Here is a 19,486-nt window from a genome sequence, read left to right on the forward strand (position 1 = left end):
GCACCTCGACCTGCCACGAACAGGAGGCACCATGCGTGCATTGAGCAAGATCCAGGATCGCATCAAGCGCAAGGGACTACGCAATACCTTGAGCAGCGCCTGGCGACACTACGTCTTCTATCATTGGGAACTGGTGTGGATGGAACGCGACCTGGAAACCCCGGTGCCCCCGCACCGTCTCAAACCCTATGCGCCACTGCGCATCGAGAACATCACCGTGAACAACGTCAAGGCCTTCGCCAAGCACTTCGGCGACCGCGTCGAGACCATGCGCGAGCTGGCGGCCGAGGGCCACACAGGGTTGATGTTCCTCGATGACGACGGCGACACCGTGGCCTTCATCTGGGGCAGTGCGCGCCATTACCACGACCGCCATTACTACGGGTGCTGGTTCCCGGTCGGTCCGGGCGAGTTCTTCGAGTTCGGCGGCGAGTTGATCCGCAAGTACTGGGGCAGCGAGCTGTCGGTGGACTTGCAAGTGGCGTTGTGGAAGGCCATGGCCGCGCAGGGTTGCACCAAGGTGGTGGACGTCTGCGAACAACACAACATCCCGGCGCTCAAACTGCACCTGCGCATGGGCTACCAGGAGCAAGGGCGCATCATGAATGTCTACTGCCTGTTCGGGCGCTGGAAGTTCTTCCGCGAAAGCCGCTACAGCGAGTCGCGTCTGGAGCCCTTGCGTAAACCGGCGTCCGAAAACGCCACGGCTGCGGCGTCCTGACCCCGTGGCCCTGCAACTGAGCTGGTGCGCCTCGCTGCGCACCCCCAGCTTTCCCGCCGCCGGCTATGAAGCGCTGCGCCAGCGCGTGGCCGGCAGCACCCCGTTCAATCACCTGGGCTGGCTGCGCGCCGCCGAGGCCGCTCTGCAACCGGGCCAGCAACTGAAGATTCTGCTCGGTCACCTCGATGGCCGCCTGTGCCTGTGCCTGCCCCTGGTGCGCGAACGCCAGGCGGCAGGCCCGCTGAATGTCCCGGTGGTGCGTCACCTGGGTCATCCGCTGAGCGATCGCATCGCGTTGTTGCTCGACCTGCCGGCGCACCACGCAACACAGGTGCTCAAGACCATCCGCAAGCATCTTCCCCATGCGCTGCTGCAATTGAGTGAAGTCGTGCAGGGTGACAATGAGGACTGGCTGCGCCAATGGGCTGCGGCCAGCTCGACCTTCGAGCGACGCCTGAGCTGCCGTGTACCGGTGCACCGGATCAGTGAAGCCGATCGCCAGGAGGTCAGTGGCGACCCACGCTACAAGCTGCGCCGTGCACGCAAGCGCATCGCCGCCTGCGGCGCGCAGGTGCGCCGGGTGGTCGCCGACCGCCACAACATCACCGCCCTGCTCGATGCGATCAGCGCCGTAGAAGCGGCGAGCTGGAAAGGCGACGATGACGTCGGCATCTTCTCGGGCAGCCAGCGCCGCGAGTGGATGTACCAGGCCTTCACCGCGCTGGCTGGCGAAGGGCTGGTGTGCCTGGTGCTGCTGGAGCTGGACGGGCGATGCATCAGCTACCGCCTGGGCCTGCTCGAGCGCGGACGCATCTACGACTACAACCTGGCGTTCGTGCCCGAACAACGCGAGCTGGGCAGTGGCCGGGTGCTGCTCGAAGAGTGGATTCACTGGGGCCTCGACGAGGGCTGGAGCTGGGTCGACGCCTCGCGGGTAAGCCTTGAAAACTCCAGCCACCAGTTGCATGAACGCCAGACCGGCCAAGTCGAACAATGGCGCTTGAGCAGCTACAGCTGGCGCCCCGACGGCATCGCCCTGGGCCTGGCCCTGCGTTGCTGGCGCTGGCTCAAGCCACGCCTGCGCAAGGCCGACAGCGCAGCCACCGTCACCCCGAACCCCACACAGGAGCGCCCGGATGCCATCCCAGGTCATAGTCAACGCTGACGACTTCGGCCTCAGTGCCCCCATCAACGCGGTGATCCTGCACGCGTTCCAGGCCGGGCTGATCAGCTCGGCAACACTGATGGCCAACATGCCGGCGTTCCAGGCAGCGTGCATACTGGCCCAGCAGCCAGTGCTGAAGGGCCGGATCGGCCTGCATTTCAACCTGACCTACGGTCGGCCCCTGAGCCAGGCGATCCTCGCCGAACCGCGCTTCTGCACCGCCCAGGGCGAGTTTGACCTCGGGCTGCGCCAGCGCACCCTACGCCTGTCACGCAGCGAGCGCGAGGCCGTGCGCCAGGAACTCGAAGCCCAATGGCAACGCTGCGTGGCCCATGGCGTCATGCCCAGCCACCTGGACTCGCACCAGCACGTGCACAACATCTGGCCAGTGGGTGAGGTGGTGGCGCGTTTTGCCCGTGAGCAGGGCGTGCCGGTGCGCCTGGCACGCAACCTGGGGCACAACATCGGCCCGGCGAAACGGCTGTTCAAGACCCTGCTGAACCGGCGCCTGCGCCAGTTGAGCGGGGCCACGGCCGACTATGTGTGCACCCCCGCGGACCTGAAGGCGGGCCTGGCGCCGCGCGAGGGGGTGCTGGAGGTGGTCGCGCATCCCAGCGCGCTGGGCGGGCATGATTTTGGCGATGCCTACCTGGAGAGTGGGGAATCGTTGAAATCGTTGATCGATGCGCGTCTTGAGGACGTACCGCGGGTGGGTTACGCCACCGCGCTTTAAGTACCAGCCTTTCGAGGGGCGAGCGTCTCTTGCTCGTCGAAATCATTGGCTAATGGCACGTCGCTCACTCTGACTCCTAGAGGTTCTGGTCTTGCGCCACGAAGGTGAACACCTGACCATTGCCACTGGCCAGGTTCACGCGCACTACCGGCATGAAAACGCCGGTGTGCTGGAAGTAGTCACGCTGGATCAGCTTCGCCCCGGCCAGGCTGGCGCTACCGGAAGGATAGTAGATCGCCTCGATAGGCAACTCCCGAGGTATGTTCTGCGGCCAGGCACCAATGATGATTTCGTTGTGCGCACCAGCGCTGGCGCGCACGTCGATGTTCAACTGGAACTGCGCAGCATTGGGCGTGGGCTCCATGCTGAAGGCGCAACTGTTCGCAGCGCTGCCAGCGTAACGCGCGCGCCACGCCGCGACCGTGGTAATACCTTGCGACAAGCAACTGGCTCGACAGCTGTTCGGGATGCCGCTGGTGCCGGCATTGGCCGGGTAGGCGCAGCGCAACCTGACCGGATGCGTGACAGGTTGATCCAGACGATCGAAGATCAAACCCGGCTCATTGCTGGCCAAGCGCTGGACACCGGTATCGGCGCGTAGATAGGTGAACGAAACACCATCTCGTGAAATGGAGTTCTGCGTGGGGTTCCAGGAACGAAAGCCGGCGGAGGCACCGGTGGCGCGGATCAGCACACCATTGCAGTTGTAACTGGGGCTCGCATCGTAGCAACTGGCGGCGGTGTCGGCGTAGCGCAAGTTCAGCCGGTCGGCGACCTGGTAACCGCGGTACAGTTGCTCGCGCGAGTCGAAACCGAACACCGCGCTCTGTGGCAGGGCGGGGTCGAGTCGCAGTACCGGCAACCACACGCCAACGGCCTCGTGGTAGGCGCGCTGGTCCCGCTGGGCCGCCAGTAGGCCGTTGATGTCGCCACGGTTGTAGTACACCGCCACTACGGCCAGGCGCTCGGGCAACGACGTGTCCCAGTTGACCACCCGCAGTTCGCCAGGCCGGGTGCCGCCGTCATCGCCTTGCACGCTGTAGTCCTTGCCCTGCGCCATGGCCTCGAAACGGTTACTGAAGATGTAGCCACTGGGCTCGCTGACACTCATTCCCCCCACGTCATGTCGCAACCAACTGAAGCGCTCGGCACCCTGACCGATGGCTTCGGGGCCATGGGTCCAGAACGGCAGCGGCGCATTGGCAGGCTGCTGTCGCACCAGCACACCGCTGCAAAAATACGCTGGCCGATTACCTGCACAGCGCAGCGCACCGCTCTGGTAAGACTGGTTGAGAGCGACCGCCAGCTCTGGGCCGGTCAGCGCCCAGGCAACGGGGGCCAGCAGGCAGCCCAGCAGCACACAACAACGTGACAGCCACGGCATTCTCACAAGAAAACCTCAGACATGCTCAGCGAGTGATCAACTGACCACTTGCTCTTCCAGGCGATAGGTCACCACCCCAGGGATCGCATGATGGAACGCCTGACAGAAGTGGGGAGTGGGGTTCGCCGCCCCTCAGCGAAGCAGCACACCGCAGGTCAACCGACCCCGGCGACCTGACGCAGGGTGTTGGCGTCAGTGCTCTCGGAGGTCAGGACCTGGGTGTAGGGGTGGTAGGTCCAGGCCGTGCCGCCATCCAGTGCCGCCCCCCAGATGGGGTAGTTCGGCAGCCCCAGGTCGGCCATCTGCACGCCGTATGCACCCTGGACCTTGGTGAAGTCCGCCTGGGTCGGCAGCTGCATGCCCGCGCTCTTGCACAGGGTGTCCGCGCTTTGCCAGGTAGAGCCTTGACGCGCGAGGAACTCCAGGCCACGAATGCCCTTGACCGTCAGCACATAGCTCTGCGGCCCGCCAGGTGATTGCGCGGTGATGGTGGTCTGGCCGTTGCGCAATGCCGTGACCTGCCCTTGGTTATCCACCGTGGCCACACTCTCGTCGCTGCTGGCGTAGCTGGTCGCCCCCGGAGCGATCCGGGTGAAACGCAAAAATACCGGCAACTGGCCAGGCAGCTTGAGTTCACCGTCGAGGTACACCGGCGTGAACCGCTGTGCCGTCAGGTCCAACTCATGAGCGCCCGCGAACCCCTGGTCGATCTGGAACGTCAGCACGGGGCTATCCCCTACCGTACTGACCCGGTAGAACACCTTCACCTGAGCAGCCAGGTTATTGGTGAAGTGCTCCTTGGGAATACGCAGCGTGATGGAGCGCCCCGTAGAGCCGATGGGCAGGTTCTGGGTGAAAAGCTCAGTCCCCTGGGCCAATGCCAGCACCAGCGTGAGGGTCTTGCCGGCATGCTCCGCCCCCACTGCCATGACCACCGGGGCACCGTTACTCGGCACCTGGGCTGGATCGAGCTTGCCATTGATCACATTCGCCATGGTGGGTACGGCAAGACTATTCTGCGCTGCTTGTGCTTCTGTCATATCGTTCATCGTGTGCTCTCCGACAAACTGGCGCTGTCGAGCGCCAAGCGGCTCATCCCGTTCCGCTCGTTGACTGCGGCGTTGACCGCACTCGGGTCAGGGCGGCCCGCCAGCAGTCGCCCAGCAATGACCGGTTGCGCTGCCGAGCTGTCACCACCACCTGGGCCATTGCCCCAGGTGACCACACGCCCGTCAGTGGTCAGTGCGGTGAAACCGTGAGTGTTGGCATACACCGCCTGCACATGGGTCAACTGCGCAACCACGGCACTTGTATCGCCACCAGAGCCTGCACTGCCCCAGGCCACCACCGTGCCGTTGCGGCGCAAGGCGGCGAAACTCCAGGCGCTGCCCGTCACTTGAACGATATCTGACAGTTGCGCGATGGGCGCAGGCACCGTACCGCCATAGGCGGTATTGCCCCACGCCACCACATGGCCGTTGCGACGCCGTGCGCAGAACGCATGAAGGGTGCCGGTGACCTCGACGATATCGCTGAGCGCGGCGATTTCTGCAGGGACTGTTCCGCCATGGCTGGTCGCCCCCCAGGCCACTACTTGCCCAGCGGTGGTCAGGGCGCTGAAGGCTTGACCCGTGGCGCCTTCCAGGGTTTCGATGTCGTTACGTGCCGCAATAGGCGCCGGTATCGTTCCGCCATAGGTGACGCTACCCCAGGCCACCAGGCGCTTGTTGGCCCGCCGGGCGCCAAAGGCCCCCCAGTTGCCCTTGACAATCTGGATGTCGCTCAGCGCAGCGATATCTGCAGGTAGGGTACCCCCACGCTGTACATCGCCCCAGGCGACCAATCGCCCATTCGCCCGTTGTGCAGCGAAGGCATAGCTAGCGCCGAACACCGCCGTGATATCAGTTAGCGCGAGGATGTCCGGCGGCACCGTTGCGCCATTGGCGGCAGTGCCCCACGCAGTCAGTCGGCCGTTGTTGCTTCCCGGCGTTACCTGGAGGCGGCCAACGAACACCGTGCTGTTGCTGAGAACCTCGAGGAATGGCTGTCCTATGTCTTCAGGTCGCAGGGTCCCGCCTTCGGCGGTATCGCCCCAGCAGGCCACGGAGCCGCTCTGCAGACGTGCTGCGTAAGCGCTACGGGTACCACTGACCTCGACCACATCATCATAGGTGATAAGTGTCGGAGGCAAATTGGCGCCATAGGCCGCGCTCCCCCAGCCATAGAGGCTGAACAGGCCAGGGGTGGGGTTGTCGAGCATCACCGCAAAGGCTGCCTGATCATTGCCCAGTGCCTCTTTACCGTTGCCGACGACATTGGCCGGGTTGAGCCACACCGCATCGGTGGTGCTGCGCACCCGCAGGGGCCGCTGGGGTTGGCGGTCGAGCCAGGTGTAACCTGCCGTCCAGGCCACATCGCCAGCGTATTGCCATTCCACGAGCATAGGCTGGTTGGTAGTCGAGTTGTAGGCACTAATAATCCGTGGTGAGCCCGAAGCGAGGCAGGAACTGGCGCCATAACGGGCACCGAAGATACGGATGGGCCCCGCACCGATCACCCGGCTCACGGAGTAGGTATTGGACGGTGAACTCTCCGGCGGGCCGCCAGCGGCGCGATCGATTCTGTATTCAAGGGCGATAGTCGCTCCACTGCTGGCGTTGATCACGGCATAGGGCACCGGTACGCGCAATGCCTGATTGTTACCACCGGTCGGCACAGGGACCGGAATCGTCGTGCTGCCGCCTGGCGCCGGGCTGACGATCTCGACCGTCACCACATCACGCTCACGCAATTGCGCCACCGCCTCGACGACCACCGTCGCACCACTGACCACGTCGTCCGGGTTGATATTACCCTCTATGGACTCGAGAACGGTCGGCAGTGGCAAGGCGGCGCTTTGCACGCGGATCGACAGAACCAGCGACTTGTCCTTTGCGCCACTCAATCGATAGACCGCATAGCGGACATTGACGTTTCCATCGGCATTGGCGATGACGAAGGCATAGTCGATGGGCAGGTCCAGGAAACCACCATCCGCCAGCACGAAGTCGGACACCGAGGTCACCCCACCCGGCTTGTCGCCGTCCCAGAAGACCTCTACCTCATCGCCCGCCTTGAGATCGGCGCTGGCCGGCACCCGCACCGTCGCACCGCCGGTGACAACGCCAGGGTTGAGAATGCCGTCCTGGGCCTCCACGACCTCCGGCGCGAGCAAATCAACCTTCTCGCCAGCACCTACCTGCAACTCCAGGTACTCGGAATAGCGGTCCGGTTGTCCAGCCTCGGTGATCCGATACCCCACCAGCACCGCGCCGCCATCATTCGCCCGCAGTTGGGCGGGGCTGACCTCGAAGATGGTCTCCTGCCCCGGGGTGACCGGCACATCGTCGTAGTACGGCTGCCCCACGGTGGACGTCCACTCCAGGTACATGTCCTGGTCCTGCGTCATGTTCGTGTAGGGCTGTACGATGACCTCGATACCCCGTGGGTAAGCGTCTGGGTCCAGTTTGCCGCCGGGAACAAGTGGGCGCGTCGAGGGCGCGGGCAATGCCGCACGCGCGTCACCCACCTGCAGCACTTCATGCGCGGAATCCAGCGGCGTGTCCAGATCACGCCGCTTGAGCTGGTAGCTCAGGGCGAGGCTGCCGCCGTCCAGCGGGGCCAGGTTGGCAGCGCCTTGTACATGGAACGCCAAGGCCTTGCCCGCCTGGGAGGTACTGACAGTCTTGATTTCCGTGTGCAGCAGCGGCGTACCGTTGGCACGCGTCCCCAGCCACGTCAACGTCACTCTGTCCCCCCGCACGAGGTTCACCTGCGCAGGCACCTGGACGGTGGCCTCCACCAGGGTGGGGTCCAAACTACCCCCGGTAGCCTCGAGCAGGTCAGGTTTGGCCAGGACGGGGATAACACCAGTAATACTGACGAACGCACGCTTGGAGGGGGTATCGTCAGTGCCACGAGTGTTGACGAATGATGCAACGCCACGCCCGCCGCCCAGGGCGAACAGCTTGTCATTGGGAATGCTGAACACCAGCGTGCGTCCAACCCGACTTACAGTCTGAGACGGTGGGGTGACTTCAAGGGTTTCGCCGTGCGTGGAGCTACCTAGCCAGGTGACGGTGATCACGTCGTCCACCTCGAAGTCCGTTCTCGGCGTGTCCACTTCGATTTCCAGGTCAGCATCACCCAACGCGTCCAAGTCGATGACATCTTCAGGATCGGCGCCAGGGTCAGGGTTGAAGATGTAAGGTGCCGGCAGCAGCCCGACACCGACTTCCGTCTTCAGCGTGCTGCGCTCAGACCAGTCGCTGGACGGGTTGTTCACCTCGTCGGTCACCCGGTAGGTCAGGACCAGGGCATCACTGTCGCCTGCGGCCCGAATGGTCGCTTCCGGCACAGTAATCACCACGGGTTTCCCCACCTCTGCCGGCTGCACATCGTGGAGTACGAACTCCCCGCCCCAACTCAGGCGGATCTGGTCGTACTCACGCATGTTCGGGTACACCTCGATCTCCACCTCGACACCGGCTTTCGCTTCGTCCTCACCGATGACGCCAGAGGGCGGGACTTTGGCTTTCGGCGGTACCAGGTGCTGATGGCCTGGCTTTTCCGGCTCGGGGTCGGTTCCGCCGGGGAAAATGAGGCGGCTCAGCACGCTCAGCGGCGTGGACTTATCTTCATTACCGCCCCCGGCACGGGTGACCTTGCACCACAGGTCGAACACCCCCTCCTTCACTTTCTCCGAGGGCACGTACATCGGAAAAAGCTGATCAACCTGCTCTTGGGTTTGAAGCCTGTCGGACGCTACAGGCAGAGTGTCATCCCCCCAGAACACCTCGATCCAGTCACCAACGCGCATGTTCGAGTAGCGCTGGATGATGATCAACAACCCACGGGCATTCGTGTGCGCCATGTTGTAGTTGACGCCGACCTGGACACCTAGGGTTTTCACCGAGGTGATCTGCCCCGGGATGTAGATCCGCTCCAGCGCCGCCAGGCCGGCACCGCCCACGGAGAACATGCTCATCTCCTGCGTCGCCAGTTGCTGGTTAAAGGCCTTGATCATCTCATCGAGGGTCAGCACGACGCCGCCCTCGTCGTCTGGCTCATTGAGCTGCGCGTCATTCGGCATGGCTGTCTCCCAATCCCTTGGACCCGGCATGTTTGGTCCGCTGATTGAAAAGCAGTTGCCCACATCGCACAACTGACAGAAATACCAGGTGACAGCGCCCATCAAACCTGGCCAGAACGGCCAGCGTTCGCCTTGCGCCAGGCTCAGGTTTTACCCTCACCGAGCCACCGCACGCTCCTGAATCGCCTCTGGTTTCCTGGAAACCTTCAAACTTCATAATCAGGCCCCATCTATTTACCACCCCCCCCATCCATCGATGGCGCCTGCTGTTGCGTTCCACAACAGGAGCGACAGCCATGCCTTCAACTCTCCCCTCCACCCACCAGAACCTGATCACCCAGCGCTTGCCCACCTGGGCATCGAGACTTGCAGAAGAGCAATGGCAAACCTTGCGTGCCAGTGCACTGCCTCAGCAGGGCCTGCCAGGGCAGCACGCCGCCTGGTTCGAAAACGCCTTGCCCGACCTGCGCGAAGCCGTACTGGCCAGCCAGACACAGTTGGCCACGGCCCAGCAAAGCCTGGCCAGGGCGCTCAGGGGCCTGCAGCAGATCGACGCGTTCGCCGAGCCACTGCTCGCCGAGCGCCTGAAGGCCGAGCACGGGTTCGAGACCCCGCTGCGTACCTCGGAGCTGATCCAGGTCCATGATCTGTTCACCCATCAGGTCTACGTAAGCACCTACGAACGACGCAGCCTGCTCCAGGCAGCACTGCACAACTTTGCCGACGATGTCAGCTTCAACATCAAGAGCGCGCTGGCCCTCGAGGGCGACAGCGAAATCACCGACATTACCGTGACCGGTAGCACGACCCTTGGCGACAGCGAAACCCAGGTGCCCTACTCCCTGGCATCCAAAGCCTTCAAGATCAAACCGCTGCCGCTTACTCCCGAGGCCTTTGCCAGCACCTGCCGCGACCTCGACCTGGGCCAGCGCTACCAAGCGCACCTGGAAGCCAGGTTCAGCGCGCCCGATGTCCGCCCCGCCGCGATCAGGCTTTACCAAAGCAACCTGCAACTGGCAGCCGACCTGGCGCGACTGCAGCATCGGATCGGCGGCAACGCACGGGATTGCATCCAGCAGTTGCTCGACGACAGATCGGCCCTGCCTTGCCAGCAATTGCAAGTGTTCGGCGTGACGTTGCACGAGGCCCTGCTGGTCGATGCGGGTGAAGCCGGTCGACTGCTGTATCTCCCGGGGCAGGAAGCCGCCGTCCGCGCCTTCAGCAGTGAGCAGGCGTTGGTCGCGCAATTGCAGACCGATCTTTGCGACCCCACCTTTCGCAGACGGTGCCTGGCGCTCATCGCCAGCGAAGATCGGCTGCAGTTCCTCGATCGGGCACGGCAAAACCTCAGCAGCGATGCGCACGCAAGCTACGATCAAGCCTGGACACTGCCTGAGGGAGCCGATCTGCACCTGGAGCGGCACGACATCGAAGGGCCGCTGTTCGAGTTCCTGTACAGCGACCATCTCGCCTGGCTCAAGGCCGAGGCACTGTTGCTCGCCGTGCCCACGGCCCAGGCCGACGAGCGGGCGCGCAAGAAGCGCCTGCAGATGTGGGAGAGCCTTGGGTTGAATGCCCTGATGACCCTCGGCTTCTTCATACCGGCCATCGGCGTGCTGATGATCGCCGTGACCGCCTGCCAATTGTTGCATGAGGTCTACGAAGGCTACGAGGCCTGGGAGGTCGGTGATCGCGACGAGGCGTTCCAGCATCTGAAAGTGGTAGGCCTGAACCTGGCGGTAATCGCCGGGCTGCATGTCGGTGGCCAGGTGGTGCGCACGCTCACCCGCACACCGCTGCTCGAGAGCCTCGACCCGATCACCCGGGCCGATGGCAGCCAACGCCTCTGGCGCCCCGACCTGGCGCCCTACCGTATCCCGGCCTCCGACGCCACGCCGGACTCCTTGCAGATGGACGGCCACTGGTATCGACGACGCTTCGACGCACAGCTGCAGCGTTGGCGGCTGGTTCATCCTGACGACCCTGACGCCTACCAGCCCCTGCTGGAGCACAATGACGAAACGGCCTGGCGCGCCGAGCACGAACAACCCCGCGACTGGCCACTGGCGACACTGGTGAGGCGGCTGGACAGCCGTCTTGAAACCTTCACCCCGGCACAGCTGGAGCTGGCTGCGCGCATCAGCGGCGTGGACGAAGCACAACTGCGCCAGGTACACCTGACCCATGCCAAGACCCCACCGCTGCTGGCCGACACCTTGGTACGCCTGCGCCTGCAACGGCAGATCGCGCAAACCTATCCGACAGCCAGCGGCGCCGAGCGTGACAGGCTGTTCGCCGAAGGCTACGAGGCCAGCGTGCCAGCCCATGCCGACGAAACACGGATGCAGCAGGACTACCCGGGACTGAGTGCGCCATTGTGCAGGCGCCTGCTCGGTTCGATGACCACGACCGAGCAGGCGGCCTGGAGCACCGGACAAGACCTTCCCGCACGCCTGGCCAACCTTGCGCGGGGCCTCGAGGATGAGCTGCCGGTTGCCCGAGGCCTGGAAGGCCTGAACCTGCCCGAGCTGGCCAGCGCCCACAGCGAACGCCTGGCGCTCAAGGCCATGACGGCGCTGAAGGGCTGGCCACAGGATGTGCGCATCGAGCTGCGCGCGGAGGATCTCCAGGGGCGTACCCTGGCCGCGGCTGGCAGCCGCTACGCGACTCGCTTGCGGGTCATCATCAAGTCTGCGCAAGGTTACGCGCCCTATCTGGGCGAGCGTCCCGTTCTCGCCCCCGCCACTGCCGATCTGTGCCAGGCGGCGGCGAAGGTACTGTCGGCCAGTGAACGCGCAGCGATGGAGCTTGAGGCCGGAGCCAGCGACAGCCTGCGAGCGCGCCTGACAGCCCTGGTCGACACCGACCGCCAAGCCTGGGCCAGACAGTTGCGCCCATTCGGCGACTTCGCCTGGTTGCGCCAACAGGGCCTGCGTGGTGGAGCGCCAATGGATCCGAACCCTGCACCAGGCGGCGAGCCTGAGCCGGCGGTCGTCCCCCCGCCACCTCCCGCACCGATCGACCGAGCGCTTTACCGCCAGGTGCAACAGGTCTACCCCACGATGAACAATGACGGCATCAATGCCTTCTTTGCCTCGAGTCGTGAGCAAGGAGCAAGCCCGGATCAGGCCGTGGCAGCCCTGAACGCACAGTATCAATCAGTAACGTCCAACTTCGCTGCCTGGGCCGCAGGCTCACCTGCACGGACCCGGGCCGTACCGCGACTGCTGAACAGCTGGCGCGGCATGAGTCGACAATCGCTGGGCGAAGACCGGCTGTTCTCGATGGAACTGGCCGACCTCGATCTCACCAACGACGACCTCGCCAGCCTAGAGCTGCCCCACCACTTCCCACATGTCGGGATCCTCGACCTGGCCCGCAACCCGCACATCGACACCCTGCCCGCTTCGTTGCTGGAACGCTTGCCCAACCTGCAGGGGCTGACCCTGGAAACGTGCTCGCTGCAACACATTCCGCAACTGAGCAACCCGCAAACCCTACGCTTGCTGGACCTGGAGGAAAACAACCTGACCTGGAACGAGCAGGCACAGCAAAGGCTCAACGAGATGGTCAACCTCAGGACCCTGGACCTCACCAACAACCCGCTGCAGGCAAGCCCCAACCTGGAAGCCTTGCCCCACCTGGACTCACTGATGCTCGGGAATTGCGAACTGACCGAAATGCCCGCTGGGCTGGTGAACATGCGCAACCCGAACATCGTCAACCTGTCGGAAAACCGCTTCACCGAACTGCCACAGCCACAACCTCTGCCGCGTCCACTCGCTCAGGTGATGCGCCTGGAAAGCCAGCACATGGGCGACGGCATGATTGCGCAGATCAATGCCTACTATGTGCGTTTCGGCGTAGACCTGATGGTCGCCGACCATGAATACGAAGCCTTGCTGTCCATGGCCAGCGAAGAGGACACCGCCGTCTGGGAGCGCCTGCCCCTTCAGTACCGCAGGGACCTGAGGCCGCTGATCGAGGACGAGCAGTTCAATGCCGCCCCCGAGGCAAACCTCGCAGAAATCTGGCGGCGCCTTTACCTGATGGATCAAGACCCGGTCCTGGGCGAGCAAGCCGTTGCCGCAGGTGCCGAGCACCTGCTGGAACTGCCTTTCCCACCGGCGCCCGAAGCCGAGCTTGCCGAATCGCCGGAGCCGCCGTCACCGGAAGAGTAAACCCCATGGCCACCCGTCGGCGCCTGCCAGGCGCCGGTGGGTTGTCGATGGCGAACCCTCGCGCTTGAACCAGACTGGAATATTTCCGACAGCAGGTGCATGCTCGGCTGAAGCGTTTCACCTGATCAGCTAAAAAGTGAGGTGCAGTACCCATGGACCGTCTGCTCGATTCGCTGTTTCCCACCCAAGAAGACATCCCCGAGGCCTGGCGCCTGGGCGAGCCGCTGGAGCAACGCGACTACCTGGTGGGCGGGCAGCTCAGGCGTTGGGACGGGCCGCTGGCCACCGTGCGCAGCCCGGTGTGGCTCAAGCAAGGCGATGAAGAACGCCAGGTCATCCTCGGCAGCGCACCGCTGCTCGATGCCGACACCGCCCTCACCGCCCTCGATGCCGCGGTGCAGGCCTACGACAAGGGTCGCGGCGCGTGGCCGAACATGCGTGTTGCCGAGCGTATCGAGCATGTCGAAGCCTTCCTGGCGCGCATGCGCGAACAGCGCACGGCGGTGGTCAAGCTGCTGATGTGGGAGATCGGCAAGAACCTCAAGGACTCGGAAAAGGAGTTCGACCGCACCTGCGACTACATCGTCGATACCATCAACGCCCTCAAGGACCTGGACCGCCGCTCCAGCCGCTTCGAGCTGGAACAGGGCACCCTCGGCCAGATCCGCCGCGCACCACTGGGGGTGGCGCTGTGCATGGGGCCATACAACTACCCGCTCAACGAAACCTTCACCACGCTGATCCCGGCGCTGATCATGGGCAACACGGTGGTGTTCAAGCCGGCCAAGTTCGGCGTGCTGCTGATCCGCCCGCTGCTCGAAGCCTTCCGCGACAGCTTCCCGCCGGGGGTGATCAACGTCATCTATGGCCGTGGCCGCGAGACGGTCAGCGCCCTGATGGCCAGCGGCAAGGTCGATGTGTTCGCCTTCATCGGCACGCACAAGGCCGCCAGCGACCTGAAAAAGCTCCACCCGCGCCCCCACCGCCTGCGTGCGGCGCTGGGCCTGGACGCCAAGAACCCGGGGATCGTGCTGCCAGAGGTGGACCTGGACAATGCCGTCGACGAAGCCTTGACCGGCGCCCTGTCGTTCAACGGCCAGCGTTGCACGGCATTGAAGATCCTGTTCGTGCACGAGGATGTGGTCGAGCCGTTCCTCGAGAAATTCCAGCGCAAGCTTGCTGCGCTCAAGCCTGGCATGCCCTGGGAACCCGGCGTTGCACTGACGCCGCTGCCCGAGCCGGGCAAGGTCGACTACCTCGACGGCCTGGTCGCCGATGCGCAGGCCCACGGCGCCAAGGTCATCAATCCGGGCGGCGGCCAGAGCCGGGGATCGTTCTTCTACCCCGCCCTGCTGTACCCGGTGGCACCGTCGATGCGCGTCTATCACGAAGAGCAGTTCGGCCCGCTGGTGCCGGTGGTGCCCTACCGCGACCTGCAGACGGTGATCGACTATGTGCTCGACTCCGACTACGGCCAGCAGCTGAGCCTGTTCGGCAACGATCCGCAGACCGTCGGTGCGCTTGTCGATACCTTCGCCAACCAGGTCGGGCGCATCAACCTCAACGCCCAGTGCCAGCGCGGCCCGGACACCTACCCGTTCAACGGCCGCAAGAACAGCGCAGAAGGTACGTTATCGGTGCATGACGCGTTGCGGGTATTCTCGATCCGTACCCTGGTGGCCACCAAGTTCCAGGAGGCCAACAAGACGCTGATCAGCGAGATCATCCGCAATCGCCAGTCCAGCTTCCTGACCACCGACTACATCTTCTAGCCAGCGGGCGCTTAATCGGAAAACGGCATTTGCGCATTCGTCGAAACTGTACAAATATACAGTTTCGACGAATGACCACCTTCCAACGGAGGTATCCGCAATGCCAGCCAAACCCATCCCCGAAGGCCAGCACAGCATCACGCCCTATCTGGGTATCAAGGATGCCGCCAAGGCCATTGCCTTCTATAAACAAGCCTTCGGCGCCGTCGAGATGTTTCGCCTCGACGGTCCCGACGGCCGCGTCGGTCATGCCGAGCTGAAAATCGGCGACTCCTCGCTGATGCTCGCCGATCCCTGCGACATGGACGGTGGCCTCACCGCCAGCCAGTCGCTGCCAGGGGCGGCCATCGGCTTGCACCTGTATGTCGAGGACTGCGACAAGGTCTATGCCCAGGCCGTCGCTGCCGGCGCCACGCCACTGCGAGAAGTACAGGACCAGTTCTACGGCGATCGCAGCGGTACCTTGAAAGACCCGTTCGGCAACCTCTGGTTCGTGTCCACCCACAAGGAAGACCTGAGCCCCGAAGAGATCCGCGCCCGCGCGGCCAAGCTGTTCGGCGGCAACTGAACGGGCGACGAGTCGCAGGCCGTGCGCTTGAAGTTGAAAGCGCCGCGGCTTTGCTTGAAGCTTGAGGCTTGTAGCTCGGAGCTGCTATTGAATGCGAATCATCGAAAAGAACGGCGCGCAGGTGCGCACCCTCACACCGGCCGAAGAAGAACTGCTGGCCGGTTTTGCCAGTGCCACGCTGGTTGGCCCGCGCTTGCTGCAAGCCAACCAGTGGCTGATGAAGGTACGCAGCGCCAACCAATGGCTGGCCTGCGACTGCCGCAAGGATGTCCTGCCGGTGCTCAATGTCAGCCTCAACGGCAACACCGGCACCTTGTTCCTGCGCAACAACCCCGACACCCCCGAGCATGCCCCCGGCTGCCCCTTCACCAAGGACGAGCGCGAAGCCATCGAGCGCAGCGAGGATGTGCCGCCGCCTGCAGCCTGGCTGCCACCCGACACGCCGCTGCGTCTGCTCGGCGACTTCCGTCACGCCAGCGCAGGTAATGGAGCAGGCGGTGAAACCGCGGAGCGCCGTGAGCAACAGCGGCTGCTGTCACTGTTGCTGACCTGGATCGAGGCCAGCGGCCTGAACGTCTACGCCACGCACCTGAAAAAAGACCTCACCGCACAGTTCGCCGAACTGCGCGGTGTCGCTGGCCGCTATCCGCTGCTCGAGCGAGTTCCGGCCAGCAACTACCTGGAAACGCGCCTGGACATGAAGCACATGATGATGCTCAAGGCGCGCCTGCGTGAATCCACCGTATTCGGCAACCACCGTCGCCATGGCCTGTTGCTGGACTGCGTCGAGCAGATCAAGGGCCGCAAGCTGTTCAACGCCCGCAGCGAGGACGGCTTCGACTTCCAGGGCCATCACCTGCTCTGGGGCGGCAGCAAGACCGGCGGCCCGCTGTTGGCCCTGGCGCTGTACTCGCCCACCACTGCCGGTAGTCATTACTACGAACTGATCCATGTCGCCAGCGTACCGGTGCTGTCACGTGTGCACTTGTTCCCGGTATACCGCGACGAGGAACGCGAGCCGCTGAAAGCCTTGGTCTCGCTGATCGACTGGATGGCGAGCAAGGGGGTGAAAGTGCTGATGCGCCGCCCGGTGATCGGTGGCGAGGTGATGGACGAGCTGGTGCTGACCTCCGACCAGGACCGCGTGCTGTCGGTGTCACTGCTGGAAAAACCGCTCGGGCCGGAGCCCGATACGGATAATTTCAAGCGCTACGCAGACTTCAAGAGCCCGGAAACCTTTCGCAAGTATGTGGCGGGGTTCTTCATGCGTGAGCGTTAGGTTTTGTACAAGAAGTAGAGGCATCCTTCGTTGAAGGAGGCACCGCTACGCCTACAGAACTTTTCCTGCAGAGCCGAGGGTCTACAGGGCGATAAGGGACGAGCAAGGGCCCTGTATGAGCTTAACGCTTACAGAAACAGCCAATAACACCTATAAAAAACGCTCCCCTGCCGAACGCTTGAAACTACCCGAACCTTTCCAGCAACTGATAAAAATGCCAGTACCCTGGCTATTTTCATGGATCTATAGTGCGGTTTCATCCAGCGCTTAGAGAAACGCCGCCATGAGAACTTTTCTTCCGTTTACCCTTGCCGTCATGATTGCTGCCTGCGCGAAAACTCCTGAACTTTCCCCACCCATGCCCACGCGCTCTTCCAGCCCGTCAATAACCCAAGAGACTTTGAAGGTGCTGGACACGAACGCGGAAAATGCACTGCAAAAAATTGATCGGTGGTTTCGAGATAGCCGAATCGATTGTGGGTCATCGCAACGCCCTGCCTTTCTTTGCAGTGGTGTATTGATACGCGTGACTCAGAGTTACCAGTCCTTCGATCCATGGGAGCCAAGTCCCCGCTCGATTTCCAGGCAAGGTGTTTCGGCATCCTGGCTTCGACAGGATTCCCCTATCTACAGCACGTTTAAGTTCCGCAACGGCTTCATACTCTATCCGGTCATGGAACGACCTGCAGGGAAGGCGCAAATTCACGTGAAATGTACGTTCCCCCGTGATGCAGCGACTGATAACAGGATGCCAGCCTGCTCTGAGTACGCCGGTTATCCGGCAAGCAAACCCTGCAATGAGCAAGGCATCAACACTGCAGAAGATTGGAAGCGTCATTACGATCAGATGGGTAAGACCAACCGTATTTGTGGCTGGAATGTAAGCGCGGGTATTACTACCTCTGCCGATCGTTTCTACCAGAGTATTCGTGCACGTTCATTGCTCGCCAAGGAAGGGCAATGGAATGAATGGAACGAGCTGATTCTGGAGCCGTGGCACAACATCAATTCAGCAACACTGCCCCTGCTGGCATTCTTTTACCAGGCGGGGAATATGGATGCGCTGAATAAAGCCAACCATGACCAACAGCGTTACTACCAAAAGTACGGCCAGTATTTACCTGTCGTCAGTCTTTCCTATTCGACAACCCGCGGGCTTGTGGCTCACTACAATCCTGATGAGCAAGGTCTTCGTCAACAAACTCAATAACCACAGATGGCAAAGCACTCCTGCCAGACCGCGCAACAGTGCTTTGCCAAAAGTCTCGCGTCAGAACGCCGCCTCGAAAATCGCCTCGATCTCGGCCTGGCTGGCACTACGCGGGTTGGTCAGCCCGCAGGCGTCCTTCAACGCATTGGCCGCCAATACCGGCACATCCTCACGCTTGGCCCCCAGCTCTGCCAGGCCCGCCGGGATCCCTACCGCCACGGCCAGATGCTCGATCGCCGAGATCGCCGCTCCCGCGCCCTGCTCTGCCGTCAGCCCGCACACCTTCACACCCATGGCCTTGGCCACATCGCGCAGGCGCGCGGCGCTGACCTGGGCATTGAAGCGCTGCACATGCGGCAACAACACCGCGTTGCAGACCCCATGCGGCAGGTCGTAGTAGCCACCGAGCTGATGCGCCATGGCATGCACATAACCCAGCGAGGCATTGTTGAAGGCCATGCCGGCGAGGAACTGGGCGTACGCCATGTTCTCCCGGGCTTGCAAGTCCTGGCCGTCGGCAACCGCCTGGCGCAGGTTGTCGTTGATCAAGGTGATGGCCTTGAGTGCACAGGCGTCGGTGATCGGGTTGGCGGCCGTGGAAACATAGGCCTCGATGGCGTGGGTCAGCGCGTCCATACCGGTGGCGGCGGTCAGGCCCTTTGGCATGCCGACCATCAGTGCCGGGTCGTTGACCGACAGGATCGGCGTGACATTACGGTCGACGATGGCCATTTTCACGTGGCGCGATTCGTCGGTGATGATGCAGAAACGGGTCATCTCGCTGGCCGTGCCGGCCGTGGTGTTGATGGCGATCAGCGGCAGTTGCGGCTTGGCCGAACGGTCCACGCCTTCATAGTCGCGAATATGCCCGCCGTTGGTGGCGCACAGGGCGATACCCTTGGCGCAGTCATGGGGCGAGCCACCACCGAGCGAGATCACGCAATCGCAGCGTTCGCGCTGCAACAGCGCCAGGCCCGCCTCGACGTTGGCAATGCTCGGGTTGGGCTTGGCACCGTCGAAGATCGTCGAGTCGATATCACGCTCGGCCAGCAACCCGGCGATGCGCTGGGCGACCCCGGCCCTGGACAGGCCTTCGTCAGTCACGATCAACGCCTTGCGCAAGCCGTAGCCGGCAATCGCCGCCATGGCTTCGTCCAGGCAATCGAGGCCCATGATGTTGACGGGTGGAATGAAGAAGGTGCTGCTCATGGCCGAGATCCTCTCAGGTTGTTGTCTGTCTACCTTCGAGGATCTGCCCGAACTGCCGCACGCATGTTGATCCAGGACAAGCCGCCGTGACTGAACGGTCGACATCGCAGGCAATCCGCGATGAGCGGCACTC

Annotated in this window: 12 protein-coding genes; 8 read left to right on the forward strand and 4 right to left on the reverse strand. The window is 63.2% G+C overall.

Annotation, left to right across the window (positions count from 1 at the left end; genetic code table 11):
* Positions 1-31: 31 nt before the first annotated feature.
* Genes HU748_RS20885 through HU748_RS20895 form a run of 3 tightly spaced genes read left to right on the forward strand, consistent with a single transcriptional unit; the run spans position 32 to position 2,619 of the window.
* Positions 32-721 carry an N-acetyltransferase gene (locus tag HU748_RS20885; RefSeq protein WP_186709594.1) on the forward strand — a complete coding sequence of 230 codons (690 nt, stop codon included), beginning with the start codon at positions 32-34 and terminating at the stop codon, positions 719-721.
* Positions 722-725: 4 nt separating this feature from the next.
* Positions 726-1,886, forward strand: a complete 1,161-nt coding sequence (locus tag HU748_RS20890) for a GNAT family N-acetyltransferase (protein ID WP_346655480.1) — start codon at positions 726-728, stop codon at positions 1,884-1,886.
* Positions 1,858-2,619, forward strand: a complete 762-nt coding sequence (locus HU748_RS20895; protein WP_186721771.1) for a ChbG/HpnK family deacetylase — start codon at positions 1,858-1,860, stop codon at positions 2,617-2,619. The genes HU748_RS20890 and HU748_RS20895 overlap by 29 nt, the downstream gene beginning before the upstream one ends.
* 76 nt (positions 2,620-2,695) lie before the next feature.
* Here the strand turns inward: HU748_RS20895 and HU748_RS20900 are convergent, their stop codons facing one another.
* The 3 genes from HU748_RS20900 to HU748_RS20910 all read right to left on the reverse strand — a co-directional run bounded on the left by HU748_RS20900 (position 2,696) and on the right by HU748_RS20910 (position 9,134).
* Complete coding sequence (locus HU748_RS20900; RefSeq protein WP_186721773.1) at positions 2,696-4,003, reverse strand: hypothetical protein; 1,308 nt, start codon at positions 4,001-4,003, stop codon at positions 2,696-2,698.
* A 155-nt stretch (positions 4,004-4,158) separates the two neighbouring features.
* Positions 4,159-5,052: an Ig-like domain-containing protein gene (locus HU748_RS20905; RefSeq protein WP_186665338.1), complete on the reverse strand. Its 894-nt coding sequence runs from the start codon at positions 5,050-5,052 to the stop codon at positions 4,159-4,161.
* Positions 5,049-9,134, reverse strand: a complete 4,086-nt coding sequence (locus HU748_RS20910) for a hypothetical protein (protein WP_186721775.1) — start codon at positions 9,132-9,134, stop codon at positions 5,049-5,051. The genes HU748_RS20905 and HU748_RS20910 overlap by 4 nt, the downstream gene beginning before the upstream one ends.
* A 296-nt stretch (positions 9,135-9,430) precedes the next feature.
* Between HU748_RS20910 and HU748_RS20915 the strand changes: the two genes are divergently transcribed.
* The 5 genes from HU748_RS20915 to HU748_RS20935 all read left to right on the forward strand — a co-directional run bounded on the left by HU748_RS20915 (position 9,431) and on the right by HU748_RS20935 (position 18,144).
* Positions 9,431-13,315 (forward strand): leucine-rich repeat domain-containing protein, encoded by a 3,885-nt coding sequence (locus tag HU748_RS20915; protein ID WP_186721777.1) that lies wholly within the window; start codon positions 9,431-9,433, stop codon positions 13,313-13,315.
* A gap of 152 nt (positions 13,316-13,467) precedes the next feature.
* On the forward strand, positions 13,468-15,087 hold the full coding sequence (locus HU748_RS20920; RefSeq protein WP_186721779.1) for an NADP-dependent glyceraldehyde-3-phosphate dehydrogenase: 1,620 nt from the start codon (positions 13,468-13,470) through the stop codon (positions 15,085-15,087).
* Between the two features lie 100 nt (positions 15,088-15,187).
* A complete protein-coding gene (locus tag HU748_RS20925) occupies positions 15,188-15,655 on the forward strand; it encodes a VOC family protein (protein ID WP_186665343.1) in 468 nt (155 codons plus the stop codon).
* Between the two features lie 91 nt (positions 15,656-15,746).
* Positions 15,747-16,934: a hypothetical protein gene (locus tag HU748_RS20930; protein WP_186721781.1), complete on the forward strand. Its 1,188-nt coding sequence runs from the start codon at positions 15,747-15,749 to the stop codon at positions 16,932-16,934.
* 283 nt (positions 16,935-17,217) lie between these two features.
* Positions 17,218-18,144 (forward strand): HvnC protein, encoded by a 927-nt coding sequence (locus HU748_RS20935; RefSeq protein ID WP_186721783.1) that lies wholly within the window; start codon positions 17,218-17,220, stop codon positions 18,142-18,144.
* Positions 18,145-18,204: 60 nt separating this feature from the next.
* Here the strand turns inward: HU748_RS20935 and yiaY are convergent, their stop codons facing one another.
* On the reverse strand, positions 18,205-19,353 hold the full coding sequence (gene yiaY / locus HU748_RS20940) for an L-threonine dehydrogenase (protein ID WP_186665348.1): 1,149 nt from the start codon (positions 19,351-19,353) through the stop codon (positions 18,205-18,207).
* Positions 19,354-19,486: the final 133 nt, after the last annotated feature.

The sequence above is a fragment of the Pseudomonas sp. RW3S2 genome, assembly GCF_014268955.1.
Classification (GTDB): domain Bacteria; phylum Pseudomonadota; class Gammaproteobacteria; order Pseudomonadales; family Pseudomonadaceae; genus Aquipseudomonas; species Aquipseudomonas wayambapalatensis.